20 protein-coding genes, 1 tRNA gene and 2 pseudogenes are annotated in these 23,642 nt (G+C 70.4%); 10 read left to right on the top strand and 13 right to left on the bottom strand.

The features are described from left to right. The 3 genes and pseudogenes from POF73_RS41070 to POF73_RS41060 form a co-directional block, all read right to left on the bottom strand. Positions 1-605: pseudogene (locus POF73_RS41070) on the bottom strand (winged helix-turn-helix domain-containing protein); the annotation flags it as partial. A 384-nt stretch (positions 606-989) separates the two neighbouring features. Then, the gene (locus POF73_RS41065) at positions 990-1,529 is read right to left on the bottom strand and encodes a GNAT family N-acetyltransferase (protein ID WP_272124509.1); all 540 of its coding nucleotides are present in this window, start codon (positions 1,527-1,529) and stop codon (positions 990-992) included. Further along, positions 1,526-2,809: an XRE family transcriptional regulator gene (locus POF73_RS41060; protein WP_272124508.1), complete on the bottom strand. Its 1,284-nt coding sequence runs from the start codon at positions 2,807-2,809 to the stop codon at positions 1,526-1,528. Before POF73_RS41060 ends, POF73_RS41065 begins: the two co-directional genes overlap by 4 nt. A gap of 241 nt (positions 2,810-3,050) precedes the next feature. Between POF73_RS41060 and POF73_RS41055 the strand changes: the two genes are divergently transcribed. The 7 genes from POF73_RS41055 to POF73_RS41025 all read left to right on the top strand — a co-directional run bounded on the left by POF73_RS41055 (position 3,051) and on the right by POF73_RS41025 (position 12,048). Then, complete coding sequence (locus POF73_RS41055) at positions 3,051-3,497, top strand: ATP-binding protein (protein WP_134038778.1); 447 nt, start codon at positions 3,051-3,053, stop codon at positions 3,495-3,497. Between the two features lie 224 nt (positions 3,498-3,721). Next, positions 3,722-3,910, top strand: coding sequence for a hypothetical protein (locus POF73_RS41050; RefSeq protein ID WP_019759144.1), 189 nt, complete (start codon positions 3,722-3,724; stop codon positions 3,908-3,910). A 190-nt stretch (positions 3,911-4,100) separates the two neighbouring features. Further along, positions 4,101-4,280 carry an FxLD family lanthipeptide gene (locus POF73_RS41045; protein ID WP_016825826.1) on the top strand — a complete coding sequence of 60 codons (180 nt, stop codon included), beginning with the start codon at positions 4,101-4,103 and terminating at the stop codon, positions 4,278-4,280. A 217-nt stretch (positions 4,281-4,497) separates the two neighbouring features. Then, positions 4,498-7,452: a lantibiotic dehydratase gene (locus tag POF73_RS41040; RefSeq protein WP_272124507.1), complete on the top strand. Its 2,955-nt coding sequence runs from the start codon at positions 4,498-4,500 to the stop codon at positions 7,450-7,452. After that, entirely contained in the window at positions 7,449-8,723 is a 1,275-nt protein-coding gene (locus tag POF73_RS41035) for a lanthionine synthetase C family protein (RefSeq protein ID WP_272124506.1), read from the top strand. Before POF73_RS41040 ends, POF73_RS41035 begins: the two co-directional genes overlap by 4 nt. 21 nt (positions 8,724-8,744) lie before the next feature. Beyond that, the gene (gene fxlM, locus POF73_RS41030; protein ID WP_272124505.1) at positions 8,745-10,826 is read left to right on the top strand and encodes a methyltransferase, FxLD system; all 2,082 of its coding nucleotides are present in this window, start codon (positions 8,745-8,747) and stop codon (positions 10,824-10,826) included. An 88-nt stretch (positions 10,827-10,914) separates the two neighbouring features. Continuing rightward, positions 10,915-12,048 carry a hypothetical protein gene (locus POF73_RS41025; protein WP_272124504.1) on the top strand — a complete coding sequence of 378 codons (1,134 nt, stop codon included), beginning with the start codon at positions 10,915-10,917 and terminating at the stop codon, positions 12,046-12,048. 6 nt (positions 12,049-12,054) lie between these two features. On the opposite strand, the gene POF73_RS41020 is transcribed toward POF73_RS41025, so the two are convergent. The 5 genes from POF73_RS41020 to POF73_RS41000 all read right to left on the bottom strand — a co-directional run bounded on the left by POF73_RS41020 (position 12,055) and on the right by POF73_RS41000 (position 17,777). Further along, positions 12,055-13,770 carry a relaxase/mobilization nuclease domain-containing protein gene (locus POF73_RS41020; RefSeq protein WP_272124503.1) on the bottom strand — a complete coding sequence of 572 codons (1,716 nt, stop codon included), beginning with the start codon at positions 13,768-13,770 and terminating at the stop codon, positions 12,055-12,057. Beyond that, positions 13,767-14,336 (bottom strand): MobC family plasmid mobilization relaxosome protein, encoded by a 570-nt coding sequence (locus POF73_RS41015; protein WP_443049734.1) that lies wholly within the window; start codon positions 14,334-14,336, stop codon positions 13,767-13,769. The genes POF73_RS41020 and POF73_RS41015 overlap by 4 nt, the downstream gene beginning before the upstream one ends. 344 nt (positions 14,337-14,680) lie before the next feature. Further along, entirely contained in the window at positions 14,681-15,607 is a 927-nt protein-coding gene (locus POF73_RS41010; RefSeq protein WP_272124501.1) for a DUF2637 domain-containing protein, read from the bottom strand. Between the two features lie 431 nt (positions 15,608-16,038). Beyond that, the gene (locus POF73_RS41005) at positions 16,039-17,313 is read right to left on the bottom strand and encodes a DUF3631 domain-containing protein (RefSeq protein WP_272124500.1); all 1,275 of its coding nucleotides are present in this window, start codon (positions 17,311-17,313) and stop codon (positions 16,039-16,041) included. A 233-nt stretch (positions 17,314-17,546) separates the two neighbouring features. Next, positions 17,547-17,777, bottom strand: coding sequence for a hypothetical protein (locus POF73_RS41000; protein WP_003999991.1), 231 nt, complete (start codon positions 17,775-17,777; stop codon positions 17,547-17,549). Positions 17,778-17,871: 94 nt separating this feature from the next. On the opposite strand from POF73_RS41000, the gene POF73_RS40995 reads away from it, so the two are divergent. Together POF73_RS40995 and POF73_RS40990 are read left to right on the top strand one after the other, a co-directional pair. Continuing rightward, positions 17,872-18,558 carry a helix-turn-helix domain-containing protein gene (locus tag POF73_RS40995; protein WP_272124499.1) on the top strand — a complete coding sequence of 229 codons (687 nt, stop codon included), beginning with the start codon at positions 17,872-17,874 and terminating at the stop codon, positions 18,556-18,558. Further along, positions 18,555-20,228, top strand: coding sequence for a site-specific integrase (locus POF73_RS40990; protein ID WP_272124498.1), 1,674 nt, complete (start codon positions 18,555-18,557; stop codon positions 20,226-20,228). The genes POF73_RS40995 and POF73_RS40990 overlap by 4 nt, the downstream gene beginning before the upstream one ends. Positions 20,229-20,274: 46 nt before the next feature. On the opposite strand, the gene POF73_RS40985 is transcribed toward POF73_RS40990, so the two are convergent. From POF73_RS40985 to POF73_RS40965, 5 genes and pseudogenes are all read right to left on the bottom strand, one after another. After that, a tRNA-Arg gene (locus POF73_RS40985) sits at positions 20,275-20,347 on the bottom strand. Between the two features lie 672 nt (positions 20,348-21,019). Beyond that, positions 21,020-21,280 (bottom strand): ATP-binding protein, encoded by a 261-nt coding sequence (locus tag POF73_RS46095; RefSeq protein WP_334313666.1) that lies wholly within the window; start codon positions 21,278-21,280, stop codon positions 21,020-21,022. A 194-nt stretch (positions 21,281-21,474) separates the two neighbouring features. Then, positions 21,475-21,720, bottom strand: a complete 246-nt coding sequence (locus POF73_RS40975; protein WP_272124496.1) for a hypothetical protein — start codon at positions 21,718-21,720, stop codon at positions 21,475-21,477. 11 nt (positions 21,721-21,731) lie between these two features. Next, positions 21,732-22,441 (bottom strand): annotated as a pseudogene (locus tag POF73_RS40970) (response regulator). A gap of 244 nt (positions 22,442-22,685) precedes the next feature. Beyond that, positions 22,686-22,910: a hypothetical protein gene (locus POF73_RS40965; protein WP_272124495.1), complete on the bottom strand. Its 225-nt coding sequence runs from the start codon at positions 22,908-22,910 to the stop codon at positions 22,686-22,688. 222 nt (positions 22,911-23,132) lie between these two features. Here POF73_RS40965 and POF73_RS40960 point away from each other — a divergent pair, with 222 nt between their 5' ends. After that, on the top strand, positions 23,133-23,603 hold the full coding sequence (locus POF73_RS40960) for a cupin domain-containing protein (protein WP_272124494.1): 471 nt from the start codon (positions 23,133-23,135) through the stop codon (positions 23,601-23,603). Positions 23,604-23,642 lie beyond the last annotated feature (39 nt).

The following is a 23,642-nucleotide window of genomic DNA, read 5'->3' as shown; positions in this document are numbered from 1 at the left end:
GCCCCGCACCCGTACCACCGGTGTCCGGCCCCTCGGTGCCCACGTGTGCCCCTTCGGCGGCCTCAGCCCCTGTCCTGCCTCGTCCTCGAAGCAGATGTAGGCGTCCCGGGCCGCCGCGGTGGCTTTACCGTCTCCCACACCTCACTCCGCCACCGCCCGACACTCGCGTCGTCCCGCTCCAACGCCCGCCGGGCCGGCACCTGCGGCGACCAGCCGTGCCGCCGCATCAGCTTCCAGACCCCCTGCACCGTGTACTCCACCAGGAACAACCGGATGATCAGCGCACGGATCCGCACCAGCGTCCAGCCCTGCTCCTCATCCCAGCCATGCGCCAGGGTGCCACGCTCCAACTCCCGCACGAGACGCTCCCACTGCGCAGGGCTCAGAAGCTCCACGCACATCGGCCCCTTCGAGCCCAGCGCCTTGGCCCCGCCCTCCCGCCACGTCCTGCGCCACTTCTCCACCTGACGCTCCCCGACCCGAAGCTCACGCGCAACGTCCGTAGTTCTATCCCCGCGCGCGAACCGCTCCGCGGCCTCCAGCCTCAGCCGCTCACGAGCCGCCTGTTCCTTCGGTGTCAGCCCGCCTCCCTGCGCATACCGCATGCTTCCGGCATACCGCAACGGTCATGAACCGTCAGGTCCCCACCCGGCACCGCCAGTTCAACCGCAGTGGCGCGACCGCAACGTTGCGGGCCATGCCAACTTCATTGAATCGGGATGGCGAGTCAGGCAGATGGCGTGGGTGGCGAGGGCGCCCAGCAGCGGCTTGTCTGCTACCGGCCACTCTCTGGCGGCCTCGTCGAGTGAGGGGCCGCACTCAGCTGCTCCTGGGCGATGATCTCGACGACGTGCCGTCCGCTGCCTCCTGCAGCTGGGAGCAGTGTTGAAACGAGGCTGAGGCCCTCAGGGGAAGGTGTCTAGCCACTCGTGCTTGTTCAGGTGATTCACGGCCTCCCCCGAACCACGGGGATTCGGTCGTGGAACCGGTCAGCGGTTGGCGCGGATCATCACGGTGAGAACCGGCGAGGCCGGTGACGGCTGGCTCTGGCCGATGTCCTCATACCCCCACGACCTGTAGAGCGCGTGGACCTTTCCGTCCCCGGCCGCCGGGTTGACCATGAGGGTGACGAATCGTTCGTCGCGTGTGTCGAGGAGAGCGTCGTGGATGCGGCGGGCGGTGCCGGTCTTCCGCCAGGTCGGCCGGACGCCGATCTCCTTCAGGGCCACAGCCGGGCGCTCGGTGTACGTCTTCGCCGGCGCCGGGCTGGTGCGCTGCCAGTAGCGGTCGCCGTGCTCGATGGTGTTGCCGTAGGCGTAGCCGATCGGGTGCCCGTCCGCGTACGCGAGGACGGCCGTGAACCCCGGCTCGGTGCCGTGTCGGTCCAGGCGTTCGCCGAACGCGGTGACCGCATAGTTCGGCAGGTGGAGGAGCGGGGCACGCACGTCGGCGTACACGTCGAGGAGGTCGCCGCGGGCGGCGTCGAGGGTGGAGAAGGTGCGCAGTTCGATGGCGGGCGCCGTGGTCATGCGGCCATCCTCCAGGCGGCGGTGTGCTCGGTCCAGGTCCGCACCGTGGAGCTGCCCGGCGCGGTGGCGCGCAGTGCGGCCCCGAACTCCTGCAGCATGCGCGTGACCCGGGCGTGCTGGGTGGCGGCTTCGGCGGGGACCTTCATCGCGGTGGCCGTGGCGGCGTCGGGGGCGCCCTGGGCGAGCTGGGCGTGGGCGAGCCGGGTCGTGGTGATGGCCCGGGACCGGATCATGTGCGGTCGGAGGGCGGACAGGCAGCGGTGGGCGTGGTACTCGGCGGTCGAGTAGTCGCCGAGCGCCAAGTGCGCGGAGAGGGCCAGGGAGTCCAGCTCGGCCTGGTCGTAGAAGGCGAGCATCCACACCGGCCGGTAGTCGGCAGGGTCGGCCCGCAGCATGGCGTCCTGCGCCTGCTCGAACGCCCGGCGGGTGCCGGTGCGGTCCTGCGCCGTGCCGTGGATGGCCCCCTGGCGGGCCAGGCCGAGGGACGCGAACAGGGGGTCACGGCGGGTGAGGTGCAGGTTGCGGGCGACATCGTTGGCCGCGAACGCGTCCGCCGGTCGGCCCATATGGCGGTACATGGTGCCGGCGTGGCTCCAGATGCGGAACTTGATCGCCTGATCGCCGGACATCTCGGCGAGGGCCTGGGCTTCGCGCATGTGCGCCTTGGCGACGTCGTAGCGCCGGCCGTCGATGGCGGCCCACATGGCGGAGGAGCGGAAGGCGGCTGCTGAGGCGTAGAGGTTGCTTCGTACGCGCTGGGTGGCGCTGCCTGCATTCTGGAGGTTGAGCGCCTCGTCGGCGAGGGCGGCGGCCCGCTGCTCGATGCCGAGTTGTCCGCCGTGGCGGTGATCGCTGGCGATGATCTCGGCGAAGCGCTTGTTGAGGCGATTGACGTCGCTCATGCCGATACGGCGCGGCGATGCGGTGCCGGGTGCGGCTGCTGCGGCGGCAGCCGCAGCGATGCTGCCGACAAGGGTGCGGCGCTTCATGTCGGGGTCCTCCTGCTGCGGTGGTGCCGGGATGGACGAAGGCCGGCCACGTGGCACGAACCCTAAAGCGACGGCGGGTAGCCCGGTGACATCCTCAAGTGCCCTGCGGGCAGCTGATTTTGGCCAGGTCACCCGGCCCGCTTTCCATGCCCGGACCGACGAGCCGTCGAGTCCACCAGGGCGCGCGGTCAACCGTTCAATGGCCCTGTTCACGGCCTCGGCGAGGCTGTTGGAGCTATAGCCGTGTTCGGTCATCCACGCCTCAAGAACGGTGTTGCGGGTGGTGTCCATGCGGGCACGGTAGTCCGCGCGATCCGCGCCCGCCAGGTAAAGGGGAAGTCAAAACGCCCTAGGTGGGTCCGTCGACTGGGTGCCTGAACGTCCTAACCAACCTGCTGGGAAAGGGAGTTGTCTGGGTGCTGGTCGCCCGCCGCGCCCCACCGTGCGGGCGGCTGTTGACGGCCTGGCCCGCCCCCGAGGTTCCCCCGCGGGGGCGGGCCGGGCGCCGAGACGACACGAAGGCTCCACCCCAATGACGAGTCTGAGAACAACAGTTGAGGCCCACTCCGTCGGTCACCCCACGTACAGCCAGACCTTCCCGTCCGAGCCGTCCACGGCCGAGCTCGGCCGCGAACTTGTCCGAGACGTCCTCGGTGTGTGGCACCTCGACGGCTTCGCCGACCGTGCCGCGCTGATCGTCACGGAGCTGATCGCGAACGCCTCCAGGCACACTCCGTGTCCCGAGATCCGCCTCACGGTTGGGCGGCCGAGCGCGACACGACTGCGTATCGGGGTCATGGACCGGGAACCAACGCGTCTGCCCATACTCAGCCAGGCGGCTGACGACGACGAGTCGGGCCGCGGACTGCTCCTCGTCGATGCGGTCGCTGACCGCTGGGGCTATGACCTGCACGGCTCGGGCAGACGCCCCTGGGGCAAAGAGGTCTGGGCGGAACTCCGCACCGGGGGTGACGAGTGAGCATCCCGGCCACGGCATCCTCGCCCCTTCCGGACCTGGCACGGCTCCGGCCCCGCCAGCAGGGCCATGGACTGCGCCCTCTGCGCCTGGCCGTTGGGAGCGAGCGACGACGGCTAGGCGAGATACGCCACAGGGGCGTGCCGTTCCAGCTCTGGGCCTGCGCTCCCAACTGCCAGGCCGCCAGATCGACCATCCCGACCAGCTGAGAAAGGGGACGTCCTTCCATGGAGTGGCCGTGGATCACCGGTGACTGCTGGCTCGGCTGCGGGCGTACCGGAGTCCTGGTGATCTGGCTCGGCCCGGTGCAGTGGGACGGGCAGCACGCACCCTTCTACGCGTGCGAGCCGTGCCTCGATCGTCTCAAGGCCCAGGCACTCGCCTACTTCATGGAGCGGCGGCCGGCATCCGCTTGATCAGACTCACAGCACACGACTTCCCGGCGTGAGGCAGGCAGCCCGCGAGGACTTTCCTACGCGGAGCACGTCCCCTCGTGCCGGGTGGCCAGGAGTCGTCCGGGAAGCAGCCGTCTGGCGACGCTCCCGTGGCGGCACCTGGTGGGCGCTCCAGCCCAGTAACACCACAACGATTGCGAGGAGTTGCAGCATGACGCGCAGCACCGTAGTTCCCAGCCGCACCGAAGTACGCCCGCAGATCCCTGGGGCATCAGACGGCTTCGACCTGGACGTCTCCCTCGTCGAGATCGCCGACCCGGCGGGCTTGGTCAACCTGACCGACGACAACTGCGGGTCCACCTGCGGCGCCTGCACCACCAACGTCGCCTGATCCGGCCCTCAGGTCAATCCGGTCTGGTGCCGCCGCGTCTCCGCGCGGCGGCACCAGCCGCCCGCCCTCTCACCTACGGAGGTACTTGGTGGTTGTTCCGCCCGCAGCGTTCCGCACCGGCTCCACTGCTCTCGTGCGCGCCGTGGCTTGGCCCTCGCTGCCGATTCCTCCATGCCCTGACCTCGATGACCGCTCACCCAGTGGTTCGTCTGCCCGCGTGGCGTGGCTACGTGCGGTCTGGGCGAACAAGGACGTCACCGAGGCACTCCAGCACTCCAGCCCGATCCTGGCCGCGCAAGTAGGGGCCCTGTGCACAGCCGAGGAACCCGCCCTCCGGGATGTGCAGCGCGCCGCGCTGTCCGTGGCCCGCTACCTGCTCCGGGCGCAGCACCGGGCCACACCCTTCGGCCTGTTCGCCGGCGTGGCCACCGCGGAGTTCGGCCCGCAGGCGCGGGCCGACTGGGGCGAGGAGCACGTGCCCGTCGGCCGCGCAGGGGCAGAGTGGCTGGCGGCCCTGGTCGCACGGCTGGAGTTATGCCCGGACCTCCTCGAACGGCTGCCCGTCGTCAGCAACAACACCGTGACGTACAGGGGAGACCGGCTCATCGTGCCGTTCCAGCCCGACGTCCAGGACGACCGGACTCGCGCGGTCGAGGCGTCTCTGGCGCTGACCGGACCGGTGCTCGCGGTCCTTGCCGCGGGCCGACTACCGATCCGGTTCGGCACCCTCGTGGACAAGCTCCAGGCGGAGTTCCCCGAGGCCGGTCCCGAGAAGGCGCGCCACCTGCTGGCGGAGTTGATCCGGCGGCGGGTGCTGATCACGGGCCTGCACGCGCCGAGCACCGAGACCGATGCCCTCGGGTATCTGGTGGGCCAACTCGACGCTGTCGACGCTGGAAGCCTCGCCCCGGTCGCGGAGACCGTACGCGAACTCCATGCGGTCCGGGCCGGCCTGAAGGAATATGCCACGCGCGGCGGCCGGGACAGCGTCGCGGCGCGGATGCGAGACCTCGTCCCTGGCCTGCGCCGCCACCCCGTCGCGCTCGACCTCCGCCTGGACGCACAGATCGTTCTGCCGGAAGCGGTCGCCCGAGAGATCGAGCGCGCCGCTCTCATCCTTACCCGCTTGAGCAGCCGTCCGTACGGGACCGCCGCCTGGAACAAGTACCACCAGCGGTTCTACGAGCGGTACGGCATCGGCACGATGGTGCCGCTCGTGGAGGTCGTCGCGGACAGCGGCACCGGCTATCCCGACGGCTACCCAGGCGCTCCGGCCAGCCCACGCAGGCCCCGCGTCTCCGCTCGGGATGACGTCCTCGTACGGCTGGCCCAGGCCACCGCGCTCGACGGCCGTGACGAAGTGATCCTCACGGACGAACAGATTGAGGCCCTGGACGTGGGTCCTGACGAGCCTCGGCTGCCGCCGCACTTGGAGATCGGGGTGCGGGTGTATGCGGCCAGCCTGGAGGAGTTGCAGCGTGGGCGGTTCCGGCTGGAGGTCGTGAGTGTGTCCCGTGGTGCCGGAGTCTCCATGGGCCGGTTCCTCAGCGTGCTGGCCCCCGCCGGCCGGGAGGCCCTGGTCACAGAGCTTGCCGACCTCCCGGCCGCAGTCGGCAACACCGTCCCCGCGCAGCTGTCTTTCCCGCCCCTGCTCTCCGAGAGCGCCCACATCACCCGCTCCCCACAGGTTCTACCCGCCGTGATCAGCCTTCAGGAGCACCGCGTCCCGCAAGACACCGTCCTCACCCCGGAGGACTTGGCTGTGGGGTGCGACGGCCGCCGCATGTACCTCGCCGTCCCCGAGCGCGGACACCGCGTGGAAGCCGTAGGGATGCACGCGCTGAACCTGCGCACCCACACCCCGCCGCTGGTGCGGTTCCTCACCGAACTGTCCCGCGCCCAGTGCGCGCAGGTCACCGTCTTCGACTGGGGCGCAGCAACGGCGATGCCGTTCCTTCCACGTCTGCGGTACGGCCGGACCGTGCTGGCCCCGGCACGCTGGCGGCTGGAAGCGTCCGAACTTCCCGGCCATGCCCACCCTCGGGCCGAGTGGGACGCCGCACTCAGCGACTGGCGTGCCCGGCGAAGGCTGCCGCACCGCGTCTACCTCGTAGAGGATGACCAGCACCTCTTCCTCGACCTCGGCGGGGCCGGCCACCGTGCACTCCTGCGCAGACACCTCGACCATTCGCGCCTGGCCGTACTCGTCGAGGCCCCGGAACCAGAGGCGTACGGCTGGTGCGGCGGGCGAGCCCACGAGGTCGTGGTGCCCCTCAAAGCAACCGGGCCGTCGGCATGGCCGCCACTGCCAGCCCCCACCCGGGCTCGTGCCCTGTCGGCGACCCAGATGCAGACACCTGCCGCTTCCCCGGTTCTTCTGGCCGCCCTGTACGGCGACCCCCGCCGCCAAGATGTCTTGCTCTCCCGGCACTTGCCCGGCCTACTCCAACAACTCGGCAACCCGCCATGGTGGTTCATCCGCTTCCGCGACCCGGACCAACACCTCCGCGTACGCATCGCCCTCCCCGCGCCGGAAGCCTTCGCCGACACGGCCCGAACGGTGAGCGCCTGGGCCGACGAGCTACGAAGCGTCGGCCTGCTGGCCGACCTGCGCTATCCCACCTCCTACCGCGAGATGGGCCGCTGGGGCTCCGGCACCGCATGGGAGGCGGCCGAGGAGGTGTTCCGGGCGGATTCGCGCGCCGTCCTGGCCCAACTCGCGCAGCCACAGCGTCCGGGCCAGCGCACGCTGGTGGCGGCCCACACGGTCGCCATCACCTCCGCCTTCCTCGGCAGCACCGAGGGTGGGATGCAGTGGCTGATCGACCATGTCTCGCCGACCGCACCGGTGCCCGTTCCACGCCCGCAGTTCACCGAGGCCGTACGGCTCGCCGACCCGAGCGACGACTGGTCGGCCTTGCGCATGGTCCCGGGAGGGGGCGCCATCGTGTCCGGATGGACTGACCGGGAAGCGGCACTCGCCACGTACCGGCCGCACCTGCCCGGCCCGGACACCCAGGGCATCGCCGTCGACGACGTCCTGACATCCCTGCTGCACGTCCACTTCGTGCGCCACGTCGCCGTGAACTTCCCGGAGGAAGAGGTGTGCCTCTACCTGGCGCGCGCCGCCGCCCTGGCCTGGACCGCCCGCACCAAGGGGAGGGCCTCGTGAACGCGCACCCCACGCTCGGCCTGGTCGACGCCATCGCCGCCCGGCTCGCCGACCCCGAGACCATGCCTCACGGCTCCAGGACGCTGTGCTCGGACCGGCAGCATCTTGCTTACGGGCCACCCGGCATCGCGCTTCTGCACATCGAGCTGGCCGTGAACGGCCTCGCACCGTGGCACCGCGCCCACAACTGGCTCGCCGCCGCCTCCCGACAGCCGCTCACCAGCGGCCCAGACAGTCACCCCTTCTACGGAGTGCCCGCCTTCGCCCACGCCCTGACCTGTGCAGCCGATCACCTTCCCGGCTCCTACCAGCGCGCCCTCGACGCGATGGACGCCCAGATCGCGGTCGACGTCGAGCGCCGTCTCGACGCCGCACACCGCCGCATCGACGCCGGACGCCTGCCGCAACTCGCCGAGTTCGACACCATCCGGGGCCTCACCGGATACGGCGTCTACCTACTACGCCGAAACCCCGGCAGCTCCACGATGCGCGCCGTTCTCGACTACTGCGTACGCCTCACCGAACCGATCACCCACCACGGCGAGACCCTGCCGGGCTGGTGGGCGGAGACCGGGCCCTCGGGCAGCCCGGACGACCGATTCCCCGGCGGACACGCCAACACCGGTATGGCTCACGGCATCGGCGGTGTGCTCGCGCTCCTGGCCCTTGCCGCTCGAAACGGCTCCGTCACCGATGGGCACCACGCAGCACTACGCACCATCCTGGCCTGGCTGGACCGCTGGAAGGGGGAGGCTGACGGCGGACCGGTCTGGCCGTACTGGGTCACTCAGGCAGAGCTGCGAAGCGGGCGTCTCGCCCCGTCCGCGCCCCGGCGGCCATCCTGGTGCTACGGCACCGCCGGCCTCGCCCGCGCCGAGCAACTTGCCGCGCTTGCCCTCGGCGACACCCGCCGCCAGATTGCCGCGGAGAACGCACTCGTGGCCGCCCTTACCGACCCCGAGCAGCTGAAGGCCACGACGGACAACGGCCTCTGCCACGGGTTCGCCGGCCTCGCCCACGTCGCCGCGCGTACGGCCGACGACGCCCGCCCCTCGACCGCGGAGAAACTCCGCGCCGCGATCCCGGCCCTCCTGGCTGCGGTCATCCCACCGGGCACCGACCCCGAACTCACGGCCACGGCGCTCATCCAGGACGAGGAAGGCGGCCCCGGCTTCCTCGACGGCGCCGTCGGCATAGCCCTGGCCCTCCTCGCGCCCAGCACCGCCGCACCACCCCGGTCCGCCTGGGACACATGCCTCCTCATCGCCTGATCCACCGACCGAAGGACCTCAATGCCTCCCAACCGCTGGCAGCAGCACAACATCACCTTCGTCGACCGCGAGATTGCCCAGCGCACCATCGCCGAACGCCTCGGCCCCACCCTGATCGAGGCGGAGGCCGACGGGCAGCTCACCGACTGGTGGTTCATGAACAAGCAGCCCTGGCCGCTGCGTTACCTCGCGGACAAGCCCTCACCAGCCATCGAGTCGCTTCTGAGCGATCTCATCGGCGACGGCGTGGCCGTGTCGTGCCTGCCCTGCGTCTACGAGCCCGAGACTGACGCATTCGGCGGCCCGGAGGCCATGGACGCAGCCCACGAACTCTTCCACAGCGACTCCCGCCACCTGCTCACCTACCAGACGAACCCGATGCGCCTGGGACGCCGGGAGACCGCCGTCCTGCTGACGAGCGCCATGATGCGTGGTGCTGGACTCGACTGGTTCGAACAGGGCGACGTATGGGCGAAGGTCGCGGCCCTTCGACCAGCCACCGCTCCACAACCGCCCGAACGAGCCGCCGAACTGGCTCCGGCCATGCGCAAGCTCATGACCGCCGACGCCCACAGCCTCTGCCGCCCGGATGGCCCACTCCACGCTCACGAGGAATGGGTGCCCGCCTTCGAACGGGCTGGCGCCACGCTGGCCGACCTCGCAGCCCGCGGCGCCCTCACCCGCGGCTTGCGAGCCGTCATCGCCCACCACGTGATCTTCCACGCCAACCGCGCCGGTCTCCTACGGGACGACCAGAGCGCCCTGTCCCACATCGCACGAGAGGTAGTCATGGGAACGAGTGACCACACCGAACCGTCCACCGAGGCAACGGCCGACGCCGATAGCGTCGGCGCGGTGAACACCGACACGATCACCACTCCCACGGCGGACGCCGAGCGCCTCCGCAACGCCCTTGTCGACCAGCTCCGCGCGGACGGACACGCCCGCACGCCCGCCGTCGAGACCGCGTTGCGGACCGTACCCCGCCACGTGTTCGTGCCCGACGCGTCACTCGAAGACGCCTACGCCAACGCACCCGTGCACATCAAGTACGACACCGACGGCACGTCCATCTCCTGCGCCTCCCAGCCGGGCGTCGTCGCCCTCATGCTGGACCAGCTCGAAGCGCAGCCCGGCGAGCGCATCCTCGAACTCGGCGCCGGCACCGGCTACAACGCCGGTCTACTCGCCCACCTGGTCGGCGAGAACGGACACGTGACCACCCTCGACGTCGACGACGACCTCGTGGAAGGCGCCCGCACGCACCTCGCCGCCGCCGGGATCACCAACGTCCAGGCCGTGACCCGCGACGGGGCGCTCGGCTACGCCGAAGCAGCGCCGTACGACCGGATCATCGCCACCGTGGGCGCGCACGGTGTGCCGCACGCCTGGCTGCAGCAGCTTGCCCCCGGCGGTCGGCTTCTCGTCCCCCAGCGCCTCAAGGGCACGGTGTCCCGCTCCATTGCCTACGAGCAGCGTGACGGGCGGTGGGTGTCCCTCGGCAGCGAGATGAACACCTTCATGCCGCTTCGGCGGGGCATCGCCGACGACGACCGCCGAGTGATCCCGCTCAGCACGGACGGCACCGTACGACTCCAGGCCCCCGCCGGACTCAACATCGACGCCGACGCCCTCGCAGGTGTACTCGACCAGCCGCGCACCGAGGAGTGGACCGGCATGACGGTCCGCGCCATGGAATCGCCGGAGTGGATGGAACTGTTCCTCACCTGCTCCCTGCCCTCCGGCCTGATCCGGATGCTGTTCCCTCAGAGCACCAAGGGTGCTCTGCTCACCGAGGATCCCTACCCCTCGTCGACCGCCGTCGTCGACAAGGGCGCCGTCACTTACCTGGCGCGGCGGCTGTCGGAGAAGAGGACCCCCGAGGGCGGCAAGCTCTGGGAGTTCGGCGTCATCGGCCACGGTCCCGGCAGCGACGAACTGGCCGCGAAGGTCGCCGACGCCATCCGCACCTGGGACCGCGTATACCGCAGCCACGAAGCCACGTTCGAAATCCAGCCCCTCGACGCCCCCAGCATCGAGCGGCGCCCCGGCCTCTTCGCTCTCGACACCCCGCTGAACCGCATCGTCGTCGACTGGCAGTGACGCCCCACGCGTAGCGGACGGTGCCCGTCGACACATGGCTGGCGGGCACCGCCGCCTCAGCATTCCTCACTCTCGACAAGGGGGATCCATGGACCCACACGGCTCCACAGCCCAGCGCTTCCCGCTCGTCGCCCGATTCCGACCCGCCTGCCTGCCCCTGCCTGAACGCGTACGCGCACTCGTCGACCTGGCCGACACCGCGGTGAAAGAGACTGACCAGGGGCTCGCATCGGCCGTCTACAACCAGGCCGCGCTCATCGCCTCCGACCTCGGCCTCCCCGACCTAGCCCGCGAGATGTGCCACCAGCACGCCGCCGCCTACCTCCACGCCTGCCCCTTGACCGGCATGAGCGCGATCCGAGGACTGGAACCGGTCGTCAACCTCGCTCGCCTCCAGATCCGCGCCGGTCACGCCGATGAGGGTCGGCAGCGACTCCTCAACCTGTACAAGGCCGTCGAGGCGGGCGCAGCCGCCCGGTTCGAGCACGTCACCGTACCCGCGAACCTCACTGCGACCGGCGAAGACCGCCAAGAGGTTCGCGCGTGGCTGTGGCGCGTCCTCCTCGCAGACGGCACGCGCACCCTCACCACCGAGGGGCGATGGGCCGAAGCGCTGGCGCACATCGAAGCCCACCATGGCATCGGAAAGCGGATGCTCGACGGTCGGCAGGTCGCCGTCCTCGCCGCTCTCGTTGCGGGTGACACCGCGTGGGCCGCTGCCCTCCTTGCCGACACGATGCCCGGCGACCCATGGGAACAAGCCGTCACGACATGCCTGACCGTCCTGTGCCGCCGCGACGCCGGGCAGCCGATCGACGGGCACCTGGCGGACCTGGTGACGGTCTACTTCGAGCGGAAGACCGAACCCGGGATGATCGTCTTCGACACCCGGCTCGGACTTACGGTCCTCGACGCGATCGGTTCCGCCGAGGCGCTCGCCGCGCACCGCATCGTCGAGGACCTCCACCGCAGGACGACAGACGCCGAAGACGGCTATGCGGCTCGCGAGAGCTTGGCTCATCCTCTGTTCACCGAGACCGCCACGGACCGGCAAGTGCAGGACTGTCGCGCGCTGGTACGCGCCTGCGCCCTTGGCTCAGGAACCCTCCCGAACGAGCTGCGAGGAGAACTGACGGCGGCTCTGCGCGCCAGCGACCGCGTGATCCGGGAAAGCCTCGCACGTTCCTCCGATCCGGGAAGAACGCAACCCGCGCGGCTCTGACGGTGCCTAACGGCGCCGTCGGTGCTGCTGTTCGGCAGGTGTCGTAGTCGTCGATGGAGTCTGACCGTTTTGGATCTGCTGGACGCGGACCGAGGGTGTGATGGTCGAGCGTCGGCGGGCAGCTTCAGCGCGGCGGTTCGGGGCAGGGTTCCGGCCGGTGTGCTGAATACGGGTGATCAGCACCCGGGCAGGTTGGCGGGCGCTGGTCAACTCGCGCTGGGCAGCAGCCTCCTTGAGGAGCTGGTGGGGCTGGTGGCCGCGGGCTTCGGCGTCGGCGAGGACGGTGGCAAGTGCCGGCCAGGCCGGGTCGGCGAGGATGCGCTCGGCGTCGTCGGGGACGGCTGCTCGTACATCGTTCGCGAGAACGCGGCGGGTTTGCTCCCTGGGGGGTCGAGCTGTGAGTTCGGCGAGAGTCGGAGCAAGGGCACGGTCAGCGGCCATCTGGAGGTGCTGGACGGCCTGGCGGGCGGCGTCAGCTTGGTGGGCGTGGTTCATCGCTTCGTGCCAGCGCCTGGCGACAATGGTGGCCCAGACGAGGGCTGCGACCAAGGCTGCCAGTGCGCTGCCGTCGGGGCCGGTGGCGGTGTGGACGATGTCTCGGGCCGCGCTGCGCAGGGCGTGGGCGGCTCGGTCTTCGGCCCGGATCTGGGAGCGCTGGGCGCGGGCGAGCGCCTTGGCGGCGGCCTGAAGTTCGGTGCGCAGGTTGGCGGGTGCCTTCTGGGCGGTGGCTTCGAGCAGTTCACCGAGGGCGGTGATGTGGGCCTGGGCGTGGGTGTCGTCGGCGAGGTCGCTGTGGAGGGTGTCGAGGGCGTCGGTCGCCTGCTGCCAGGGGGTGCTGGGGTGGTTGCGGCGGGCGGTGGGGTGTTCCTCGGGCCGGCTGGATTCGAGGCGGGTCGTGATCTTGGGCAGGGAGAGGTCAGGGGAGATCTTGCTTCCGGGGTGGTAGATCTGCTCGCCGGCCTCGTTGAGGTCGCCGGGGCGGCCGGCTGCGTAGCCGAGGAGGTCGCCTGACGGGCCGCGCCGGACCTGGACCTCGACGCCGCTGGCTTCGAGGTAGGCGATGAATTCCTCGGCGTTGGTCGCGTGCGGGATGGCGGCGCGGATACGGTCCTGGAGCCATGCAGGGCTGGGCTGTTCCCAGCCGAGGCGTTCGGCCTTGTGCATCTCGGCCTGGGTGGGGCGGCGGGCGCCGGTGCGGTCGCCCTTCTTCAACTGCCTGAGCCCGTAGTCCTTTTCGATCTCGCGGCAGGCATCGCCGACGCGGATGCCGCTGTCGTGGAGTTTGGGGCGGCGGCCGTCTTCGCGAACGGTGGTGGCCAGGATGTGGATGTGGTCATCGGCGTGGCGCACGGCGATCCAACGGCAGGCGAGGTCGTCCCCGGCGGGGGCGATGCCGGCGGCCTGGACGATGCGCTGGGCGATCTCGCCCCACTCGGTGTCGGAGAGGTAGCGGTCCTCGGGGGCGGCGCGCACCGGGCAGTGCCAGACATGATCGGTGACCTTCCTGCCGAACTCGCTGTTGCGCAGCCGCACGGGCTCGTCGAGGTAGCGGGCGAGTTCGGTGAGGGTGGCGTTCTCGTCGCGGCCGGGGTCGGGCATGCCAAGCATCGCGAATCCGGCGACGATGTGCGGGTCGAGGTGCTCGTCGTGGTCGCCGGGGCCGTAGAGGTAGGCGAGCAGGCCGCGGGTGTTGGATCCGGCCGGTTTGATGGCGGCGATCACGCGGCTGCCTCCGTGTCCGGGTCGATGGGCTGGCGCAGGGCCTCGGCGATCAGCTCCAGGAGTTGGCGGAGTTCGGTCAGATGCTGGCGGATGTCGGTTGGGGTGTGGTCGCTGTTGAGGGCGCGGGCGATCTGGTTGACGTTGACGCCGATCCGGTTGAGCTGGCGCAGGACCTGGGCGCGGAAGTGGTGGGTGCGGCGGCGGTCCTCGGACAGGGGCAGGTTGGCGGTGAACCGGCCGGTGATGAAGGCGACGACGACGTCGGCGGCGAAGCCGCCCTCGCCCTTGTAGCCGTGCTCGGCAGTGGCCTCCTGGAGGAGGGCGAGCTGATCGGTCGTGAAGCGCAGGGGGCCGACACGTTCCTTGCGTTTGTCTCCGGTGAAGCGGCGGATCGCGGGTTGGACGCTCTTCACGACGGGCTCACCGCCGACGCTTTCGACGGTGTCGGTGGCACGTACGGGGCGCAGGGTCTCGCGCTGGACGGTGCGGAGCGTGTCCTCGTCGGGGCTGCCCTCGGTCCCGACGTCCTGGCCTGGCGCCCCCTGGCGCTGGGCCTCCTCCGCCACCCCCGGGGCGGAGACGCCCGAAGACCGGCCGTGAGTCGGACTCGGGGTACTACTGGCTCCGCCCGGGGCAGCCCGTCCGAACGCGCGGCGCCAACGGCCCATCAGCGTAGGGGACTTCGTCAGCGTCGGCAGCTCGTCGGGCGTGTCCTCGGAGTGGAGCGGGTCGTGCGTCATGGACGGTTCTCCGGAGAAGAGGTGGGAGGGCGTGCGGGTAACCGCAGAGATCAGGTGGAGTTCGGGCGGCTGCCGCCTCGTCCACAGGTGTGGACGCTCGCGCGTTGCGCGGGGCGGTGACCGGCGGGCCGGATGACCGGAAGGGTCCGGTCATCCGGTGGCGGTTCCGGTCAGTCGTCGGGCCGGTCGGTCTCGGCTGGGGCTTCGGGTTCGGCCCGGAGGATGTCCATCACGTCCGTCAGCCGCTTGCTGCCGATCGTCAGCCCTTTGTCCTCAACCGCCGTTCGGACCACCGTCCGGGTGAGCTTGCCCTGCTCAGCGGCTGCAGCCCGGCCGATCTCCACGAGTACCTCAAGCGGGGCGCCGGGCGGACGGCCACCGCGCGGCTTGCCTGCTGCGGCATCAGCGGGCGATTCCGGCGGCTGGACGGATGCGGCGGTCGGCGGCTCAGTGGTCCGACCGCGCGGAACCAGTAGGTCGGCAGGCCGGACGCCCTCGGCCGGAACCTCGGCAGACGGGCCGACTGCGGTGGCCGGCGCCTCGGCGGGGTGGACGGATGGGGTGGACGGTGGTTGCGGCACCTGCGCTGAATCGGGGGCCGAACGGTCGACAGCAGGCTGTGCGACGAGTTCGTGGATCTGCCGCATCAGCACGCCGAAGGCCACCATCGCGGCGGCCGGGGGAACCGCGGCGACCACGTAGTCGAGCAGCGGCACGCTGCCGACTTCGCGCGTGCCGGTCACCCCGGCCACGTTGAGCCCGATGGAGCCGACCGATCCGATGACGGTGACGCTGATGGCCCATTTGTCGGTGACGCGGCGCAGGCCCGCACGGAGCATGAGCAGCTCGCCCGCGACGATGAACGCGTCCAGCGTCGCGGGCCACGCCCATCGGCGGGTCGGTGAGTCGCGGAGTCCATGCTGGGCGGCAACCTCGGCCAGGTGTGCGTAGGAGAGCCAGAACGCACCTGCGGTCAGGGCCACGATGACGATGCCGGCCGCACGGAGCACGTACTGCTCCGCAGGCAGCTTCGCCTTCTCCGGCTGCTCCAGACCGGGCTGATCATCCCTCGGCGGACGGTCTGGGCTACGAGACATGAGAGGGATCCTCAAGCGAGGTACTCCTGGGGTATTGGTGGGGTGCGTCTTTGCCGTCTTGGCCGTTGCAAGCCCAGGTCAGAGCAGGTACGGCAACCGCCTTGGCCCTCCGTCCTGGCGGGTGCCGCCTGCGTCGTGTTCCGAGTCGGAACACGACGCAGGGGCGTCCTGCAGGGCTTGGTTGCGGATGGACCGTGTCCCGAGTCGGGACAGAGGCGTTGCATCGTCCGTCCCAGCGGGCGGGGCTGTGACCTGCAGTGATACGGCAGGACGGCGGGGGACGGCGCAAGACGGATGAGGGCGGCGTCTTGGCGGCGGGCTGCGATGGTCGATCGCGGTGCCGTCTTGGCCCTGGTTCCCGTCTTGGCTGCATGCCCTTTGACCTGCGAGATCACGGCAGGGACGGCAGGTACGGCAACCGGGAGAGGGCCTCAGTCCTCGCCGCGAGTGATGTCGGCGTCGACGGGGTGGACGGCGGGGCAGTACCGGCGCCAGGCGTCGAGGAACTTGTTGCGCATGTAGCCCTTGCGCTGGGTCCGGTCGGCCATGCGCACGTTGCCGGACTTGATCTCGTACGCGCGCAGCATCCTGCCCAGTTCGCGGGCGTCCAGCCCGCCGCGTCCCCATTCCGCCCACGGCGCCTCGGGGTCCTGGCGCAGGTGGTGGAGGAGTTCCTCGGTGGACAGGCTGTCCACCTCGCGCTGGGCGACGAAGACCCGGCGGATGTCGGCGAGGATCCGCGCACCGCTGGGGTGGTCCTCCTCGGCCGCCTCTTCGGCGGCGACCATCCGCGCACACGCGACCCGCGCCAGCCGGGGCCAGCAGCCACCGGCCAGGTCGGCGACGATGACCAGAGGTTCCCAGGTGTCCGCGGCGCGGTCCTCGACCGGCATGTCCGGCTCCAGGTCCGCGGCCTCGTCCAGCAGCGGCCTGGCCCACGCGTGCAGACGGTCGCGCAGCTCATTCAGGGCCGGGATGTCACGCCGCGACCGGAACGGCTTGACCTTCTCGCCCTCGGCCCGGCGCCGCATACGGATCACCACTGCCCGGTCCATGACCGTGTCGGGCAGGTCGCCGATCCCCGCGATGGCCGCCATGGCGAACGTAGCGAAGCGGTGCGGTGTGTGGTCGTTGCCGACGACCCGGGTGACGTACCGGTTGCGCTGGTGGCCTGCGTTGAGCAGACCGCGCATCTCCTCGTTCTTCTCCGCCATCTTCGGTGTGCCGAAGATGGTGTCCGCCTCGTCCACCAGGAGCGTGGGCGGGTTCTCCTCGGTGATCGACCGGAAGATGGCCGCCGGTGTGGTGTTGATGGTGAGCATCGGTTCGTGGACCGTCTCGGTCAGCACGTCGAGGAGACGCGACTTGCCGCACCGCTTCGCCGGCCCCACCACCGCCAGGCGCGGTGCGTGCTGCCACGCGGGCTGTAGGTGCGTCGCCGCCACCCACAGTGTGATCGCGTCCAGGGCCTCCGGCGAGGGGGGGATCACGAACTGGGCGATCTGCGACCGCAGTTCATCCAGCAGCTTGGAGCCGTGGGTCGGTTCCGCATCGGGTATCGCCTCCAGGCCGCTCGGCGTCTCCGCCTCGTCGGCGCCGTCAGCCTGCGCGGCGCGCAAGTGGGCGCCGGGTCGGCCGGGTATGGCCGCTGCAGGCCAGACAGCCTGCGCTGGGGCGGAATAGGACTCGGGGTTCTCGGGTTGCACTCGGCAGCTCCTCGTCTGGCGGTGGCGGGCTCGCACGCCCTTGCCGCCGGGTTGGTTCTTCCAGGGCCGTTCGGGGTTGCTCGGGCCTCCGGCGTTGCACCGCCGGGGGCCCACCCCTTTCTCGCGGGCGCCAGGCCATCGCGAGGGAACACGGACCGTACGTCCACACCCGGCAACAGTCCAGCGTTTCTGTGTCAGCTCAGCGCAGAACGGGCTGCTATAACTCCCCGCTCTCACGCGGCCAGGCCCAGCAGAGCCAGCAGGTCGGCGGTCACCACCCGGTAGGCGTTGCCCAGCCGCAGCACCTTGCACGGGTACTGGCCGCGCTTCGCCAGCTCGTACCCCTTGCTCCGCCCGAGCCCCAGCGCCCGATTACCCGTCTCCAGGTCAACGGCGGCGGGAAGCTCCAGCAGCTCCTCTCGACTCATGCCCTTCACTCGGCCGGCGAGTTCGTTCTCGCGCATACGCGCTCCATCCATGACTGAGCCCTCGGCGAACACGGCAATCGCGCTCGTCTCCAAGCCATGGAATCAACGCTAGGGAAGTTAATGTGTCCTCATGACACAAAACGGTTGGGATGCTGGAGGGGACGAGGACGACGTCCCGGAGTGGGTGGACCAGGTGATGGCCACCGTGGCCGCCGAAGTCCGCAGACGAAGGAAGGAGCTAGGGATGAGCGCCCAGGACCTGGCGGACCGCTGTGAGGAGATCGGGCACCCGATCCCGCGCAACGTGATCGCCAACATGGAATCCGGCCGCCGAGCCAACCTGCCCCTGGTCGACGTCATCGTCCTCGCCGAAGCCCTGCGGACATACCCGATCTGCCTGCTCTACCCCGTCGGCTACGTCGACCGAGTCCAGCGCCTTCCCCTTCAGCACTCCGAACCGACCTGGGATGCCATGCGCTGGTTCACCGGTGACAGCGAGGACTTCGGCTTGGAAGACGACATGCTCCGTTCCTTCCGTGCCCACGTCCGCCACCAGCGCGCCGCCCTGGCCGCCCTGAAGGGCGAGAAGCACGAGCGCTGGAAGGCCGAGACGGCACCCAACCGGGCAGAACGCGAGGAAGCCGTACTCGCCCAAGCCGACTACGCAGAAAGGGCGTTGGAAGCCAAGTACCGGCTCCGCAGCGCCCGCGCCTTCATCCGCGAAGACGGCGGCACCCCACCGCACCTGCCACCGGAACTCGCCGACGTCGACCCACCCGAGACCGACCCCAGTACCACCGAGGAGAACGATCTTTGAAGGGTTCCACCCACCGCCGTTGCTACTGCCGCGACCCTCACACCGGCAAGCCGCTCGGCAAGAAGTGCCCGAAGCTCGTCGGCCGCAAGCACGGCTCCTACTCCATACGTCAGGAGCTCCCGCCTCGCGAGGATGGCACCCGCCGCTCCTTCAGCCGCGCCGGCTACGAGTCCCTCAAGGCCGCCCAGGCGGACCTCGATCATGTGCGCGCGCTCGTCGGCCTCGCTGACGCCGACGATGCCGAGGGCCTGGCGCAGATAGCCGAGTTGCTGGAGAAGGTGGCCGACGAGAAGGCCCCGCTCCCAGACATCGAGGCGACGCGTAGGCGCCTCAGCCACGGCCTGGATTTGACGAGTCGACTCACGGTTGGCGAGTGGCTGGACATATGGCTCGCGGGCAAGAAGGGACGGCAGAGCGCCATCAGCCGCGACGAGAGCAACATTCGGGTGCACCTCAAACCGCGGATCGGGCACCTGCGCCTCGACCGCCTCCGGGTCACCCACCTGTCGGAGATGTTCGAGGCCATCGCCGAGGCCAACGTCGAGATCGCCGAAGGCAACGCCGCGCGACGCAAGGCGTTCGAGGACCTGGCCCAGATCCCCTGGAAGGGGCGGGAGCATCGCGCCCGCCGCAAGGTGATGAAGGCCGCCATCGAGGAGATGGAGCCCTACCGCCGCATCGTGGGCCCGGCTACCCGCCAGCGCGTCCGCTCCACGCTGCGGGCCGCGTTGAACGCGGCGATCGCCCAGCAACTCATCACCTTCAACCCGGCGGCCCACGTCGAGTTGGAGGCGGGCAAGCGGCCCAAGGCGCTGGTGTGGACCGAGGAGCGCATCCTCCACTGGAAGCGCACCGGCGAGAAGCCCTCGTCAGTGATGGTCTGGACGCCGGAGCACACCGGCCTCTTCCTCGACCACGTTGCGGAGGACCGCCTGTATGCCCTGTTCCATCTGATCGCGTTCCGCGGGCTGCGGCGGGGCGAGGCGTGCGGCCAGAAGTGGACCGACACCAACCTGGACGCCGGTCTCATCACCGTCGCCAAGCAACTCGTCGTGGACGGCTGGGAGGTGTACGAGGACGACCCCAAGACCGACGCCGGCGCGCGCACCATCGCGCTCGACTCCGATACGGTCCGGGCCCTCAAGCGGCATCGCGCCCAGCAGGACAAGGACCGTAAGGAGTGGGAGAACGCCTGGGTGGAGACCGGACGCGTCTTCACCAAGGAGAACGGCGAGTTGCTCCACCCTGCCAACGTCACGCGCCGGTTCATCGAGCTGTACGAGGAGATAGACCTCCCGCCGGTCCGACTCCATGACCTCCGCCACGGTGCCGCGACCCTCGCCCACGCGGCCGGGGCCGACCTGAAGGACATCCAGGAGATGCTCGGCCACTCCTCGATCACCATCACGGCAGACACGTACACGAGCCTGCTCCCCGAGGCGGACCTTGCGATCGCCGAGGCTGCAGCCCGGCTCGTCCCGCGCGCCCGTGCCACCTCCGAAAACACCGCCCCCGAGGCGGAGGCCGAGCCCGACGACGCGGAGCATCCCGGCTCGGAGTCTGTGCCGGATGATGCTGATCCGGTGGGAGGAATTCTGGAGATCAACTCTCCGTCCGCTCACGCACCGCTCACGCAAACGGCCCCGGACGAGGAGTCCGAGGCCGAATAATCGCCTCCCTGGGGAAGAAACCCCAGGTCAGAGCGGTAACGCGTTGTGCCCCCGGCAGGATTCGAACCTGCGACACCCGCTTTAGGAGAGCGGTGCTCTATCCCCTGAGCTACGAAGGCTGGGATCTGTCGGAAGACGTGGCTGAAACCGGCGCCCGGGTGAGGGGCGGGTGTCAGACGTGCTGCCGGCAGGGTTGTGGTGACATGGCTGACGTGCAGCTGTGCCACCGCCCACAGTGTAGCGGCTGGTGGTGCGGCGGCTGGTGGGTTGGTCATGTTGGCTGTTGGGTGGCAGGTCAGATCGGTTCGGTGGCCTTGGGGCGGGTGGGGCAGGGTGGGCGTTGGCCCCGGGCGCGCCGCTGGAAGCCGGTCTCGGTGAGAAGGCGCTCTGCGGGCGGTGACCGCCGGTCTACCCTGTCGGCGACTCCGACTCCGACTCCGACTCCGACTCCGGCTCCGGCTCCGGCTCCGGCTCCGGCTCCGGCTCCGGCTCCGGCTCCGGCTCCGACTCCGGCTCCGGCTCCGGCTCCGGCTCCGACTCCGACTCCGACTCCGACTCCGGCTCCGGCTCCGGCGACGGCCCGGGCCCCAGCCCCGGCGACGGCCCGGGCCCCAGCCCCAGCCCCGGCAACGGCCCGGGCCCCAGCCCCAGCCCCGGCGACGGCCCCGGCCCGAGCGCCAGGCGTAGCTCCGTTTCTGCTCCGCCCTGCGCATGGTTGTGGAAAGTCAGGCGGGCGCCCAGTAGGCGGGCCTGGCCGGTTGCGATGGTCAGGCCCAGGCCGGTGCCGCCGGTCAGGGAGCCCGTGCGGAATCGTTGGGGCCGGAGGTGTGCAGTACGGCGAGGAGATCGGCCGGGTAGCCGGGGCCGTGGTCGCGGATCCGGACGACCGGGCCGTCGACCTGCATCTCCACCGGCGGGGCGCCGTGCCGCAGGGCGTTGGTGGCCAGGTTGGTCAGGATGCGTTCGACGCGGCGGGGGTCGGTCCGTACCACCGCGTCCGCGATGACCTGTAGTTCGACTCCTTCGAGGCCGGCCACCGCCCGGCGGCCCATTCGCAGCCCCAGCAGCAGTCCCGTCAGGGACACCACCACCGTGGCGGCCGCGCTCGTGGCGAGCAGTGTCCGGTCGAGTGAGGCCAGGGACTGTTCCTCGGGGGTGTAGGGGCGGGAGAGCGCGAGCACCCTGCGGTCCGAGACCCGGGTCGCCGCCCACAGCACCGGGCGCTCGCCGGTGTCCTGCAGATAGGTCACCCGGACGTCGTTGCGCACGGCGCGTGCCACTGGGCGGGCAGGTCGGGCGGGTCGATCCTGGCCTGCGACTTTCGTCCTGCGGCGTGGTCGTCCGCCGCGTTGAGCAGCCGCTGGTCCAGGCCGGAGCGGGCGGTGGCCAGCTGGTCGGCGGCGGTGATCCGGTGCACCAGCACGCCGGTCGAACCCGCCACGCACACGGCCGCGGCCGCGACGGCCAGGGCGACCTTCGTTCCCACGTTCAAGGCGGGCGGCCTCATGGGCGCAGCTTGTAGCCGAAGCCGCGGACCGTCTCGACCCGGTCCCGGCCGATCTTGGAACGCAGCCGCTGCACGTGGCCGTCCACCACCCGGGTGTCACCGGACCACGCGTAGTCCCAGACCCGCTCCAGCAGTCCCGGGACAGCACCATCCCCGGCGCGGCGGCGAACTCGCTCAGCAGTCTCAGCTCGGTCGTGGTGAGCGCGAGCGGCTTTCCGTCCCGTTCCACGAACAGGGAGTCCGGGTGGAAGACCAGGTCCCCGAAGCGCAGGCGGGAGCTCCGCGCCGGCCGCTCGGGGGGCGCCGCGCGGCGCAGCAGGGAGCGGATGCGGGCCACCAGGACCGGGCCGTCGAAGGGCTTGGTGACGTAGTCGTCGGCGCCGGCCTCCAGGCCCATCACCACGTCCACCGGGTCGTTGCGGGCCGAGATCAGCAGCACCGGCACCCCCGACTCCTCGCGGATACGGCCGGCCAGGCTCACCCCGTTCAGACCGGGCAGCATGATGTCCGGCACGGCCACGTCCGGATGGCGTTCCCGGAACAGGGCGAGGCCGGTCACCCCGTCGGCCGCGGTGCGCACCCGGTAGCCGCGCTGTTCGAGGGTGAGCTGCGTGGCCTCGCGGATCAGTTCGTCGTCCTCGACCAGCAGAACGTCGTGCGCTGTGCTCCCTCTCCGACGGTTCTCTGCGGTGTCGTTCTCAGGCATCCGGTACGTCCGGCTCCGTGCTCTCGTATCCCTCCGCCCAGAACGGCGGGGGGGGGGGATTGCACGGGCGTGAGTGACATCTGGCTGTAGTAGGCCACGTCCCCGCGCCTGACCAGACGACTCAGGACGACCTTGACCCGGTAGCTCGGCGGCTTGTCGACGCCGTCAGGGCAGCCGGACAGAGAGGTCGTGTCCGATGCCGTGCCCGTGGCCCACGGCCGGGCCGAGCCCCAGCCATGCCACTTCAGTCCGTCCAGGTCCACCCGCCCGGTCTGGGCGACTTCCTCGGGGGGCGGGCCCGGCGCTGGCGCTGCCAGGCCCTGCCGTACCAGTCCGTCATGTACGCCGGCCCCGACCAGGGGATCGTGCTGGCCGCAGGACCCTCGACCCGGACTCCGCCGTCCGGCCCGCCGCATCCGGTCAGGGCGGCGGCCAGCATGGCGCACGGCAGCGATCGCCCAATCCGCATCCCCGCTCCTTCCGTCAGGCTGGTCGTCACAGGTCAGGAGCACCGTGGTCGCGTCGAGTGAATGCGGTGCGTCCTGACGATGAATGTGGTGCGTATGGCGTCAACTGTGGCTGTTCGGTGACATTTGATCATCCGTATGCCGGCTGTCGTGCCGGTGGCGGGTGGTCTGCGCGTCATCCGGATTACGGCGGCTTTCCTGGCGGCGACGGTCACAATGCTTCCATGACAGATGATCAGTCCGGCATTCCGGCCCGTCCGTTACTGCGTCGCCGCCGGGAGGGTGAACTCATAGACGTCGCCGGCGTCGCGCACTTCTTCCGGCTCACCGGCGAGCACACGGGCGGGCACTTCGCCTTCGAGGAGTTCAGCCTCGCCCCGAACTCCATTGGCGCCAGGCCGCACGTGCACGAGGGGCACGACGAGTACTTCTACGTCCTTGAGGGCGAGTTGACGCTCCACACCGGGGACGGCGAGGTGACGGCCGGCCCCGGGGATCTGCTCGCCGCGACGCGCGGTACCCCGCACGGCTTCCGTAATGCGGGCCCGGCCGTCGCACGCGCCCTGTGTTTCTACACCCCTGCCGGTTACGAGAACTACTTCCGCGACGTCCACGCCGCCGTGAGCGCCGGTGCCGAAGCGACCGATGAACTGCTGGCCGAGTTCCGCGGCCGTTACCGGACCAGCTCCTTCTGAGGATCCCGGGGGTGGCGGTGTCACATTCTCCGGTGCCTG

Origin of the sequence: Streptomyces sp. HD, from assembly GCF_028369295.1 — a bacterium.
GTDB lineage: Bacteria > Actinomycetota > Actinomycetes > Streptomycetales > Streptomycetaceae > Streptomyces.
The sequence above is the reverse complement of the archived record's forward strand: the minus strand, read 5'-3'. Positions and strand labels throughout refer to the sequence as shown.

What these genes read in the sequence shown, in the direction of transcription:
- POF73_RS40960 (WP_272124494.1), top strand. Translation starts at nt 23,133, where the DNA reads ATGACAGATGATCAGTCCGGCATTCCGGCCCGTCCGTTACTGCGTCGC.
- POF73_RS41065 (WP_272124509.1), bottom strand. Translation starts at nt 1,529, where the DNA reads ATGACCACGGCGCCCGCCATCGAACTGCGCACCTTCTCCACCCTCGAC.
- POF73_RS41025 (WP_272124504.1), top strand. Translation starts at nt 10,915, where the DNA reads ATGGACCCACACGGCTCCACAGCCCAGCGCTTCCCGCTCGTCGCCCGA.
- POF73_RS40965 (WP_272124495.1), bottom strand. Translation starts at nt 22,910, where the DNA reads ATGCGGATTGGGCGATCGCTGCCGTGCGCCATGCTGGCCGCCGCCCTG.
- POF73_RS41050 (WP_019759144.1), top strand. Translation starts at nt 3,722, where the DNA reads ATGGAGTGGCCGTGGATCACCGGTGACTGCTGGCTCGGCTGCGGGCGT.
- POF73_RS41055 (WP_134038778.1), top strand. Translation starts at nt 3,051, where the DNA reads ATGACGAGTCTGAGAACAACAGTTGAGGCCCACTCCGTCGGTCACCCC.
- POF73_RS46095 (WP_334313666.1), bottom strand. Translation starts at nt 21,280, where the DNA reads ATGGGCCGCCGGGCGGTGGCCGGCCTCGAAGGAGTCGAACTACAGGTC.
- fxlM (WP_272124505.1), top strand. Translation starts at nt 8,745, where the DNA reads ATGCCTCCCAACCGCTGGCAGCAGCACAACATCACCTTCGTCGACCGC.
- POF73_RS41045 (WP_016825826.1), top strand. Translation starts at nt 4,101, where the DNA reads ATGACGCGCAGCACCGTAGTTCCCAGCCGCACCGAAGTACGCCCGCAG.
- POF73_RS40995 (WP_272124499.1), top strand. Translation starts at nt 17,872, where the DNA reads ATGACACAAAACGGTTGGGATGCTGGAGGGGACGAGGACGACGTCCCG.
- POF73_RS41060 (WP_272124508.1), bottom strand. Translation starts at nt 2,809, where the DNA reads ATGGACACCACCCGCAACACCGTTCTTGAGGCGTGGATGACCGAACAC.
- POF73_RS41000 (WP_003999991.1), bottom strand. Translation starts at nt 17,777, where the DNA reads ATGCGCGAGAACGAACTCGCCGGCCGAGTGAAGGGCATGAGTCGAGAG.
- POF73_RS41010 (WP_272124501.1), bottom strand. Translation starts at nt 15,607, where the DNA reads ATGTCTCGTAGCCCAGACCGTCCGCCGAGGGATGATCAGCCCGGTCTG.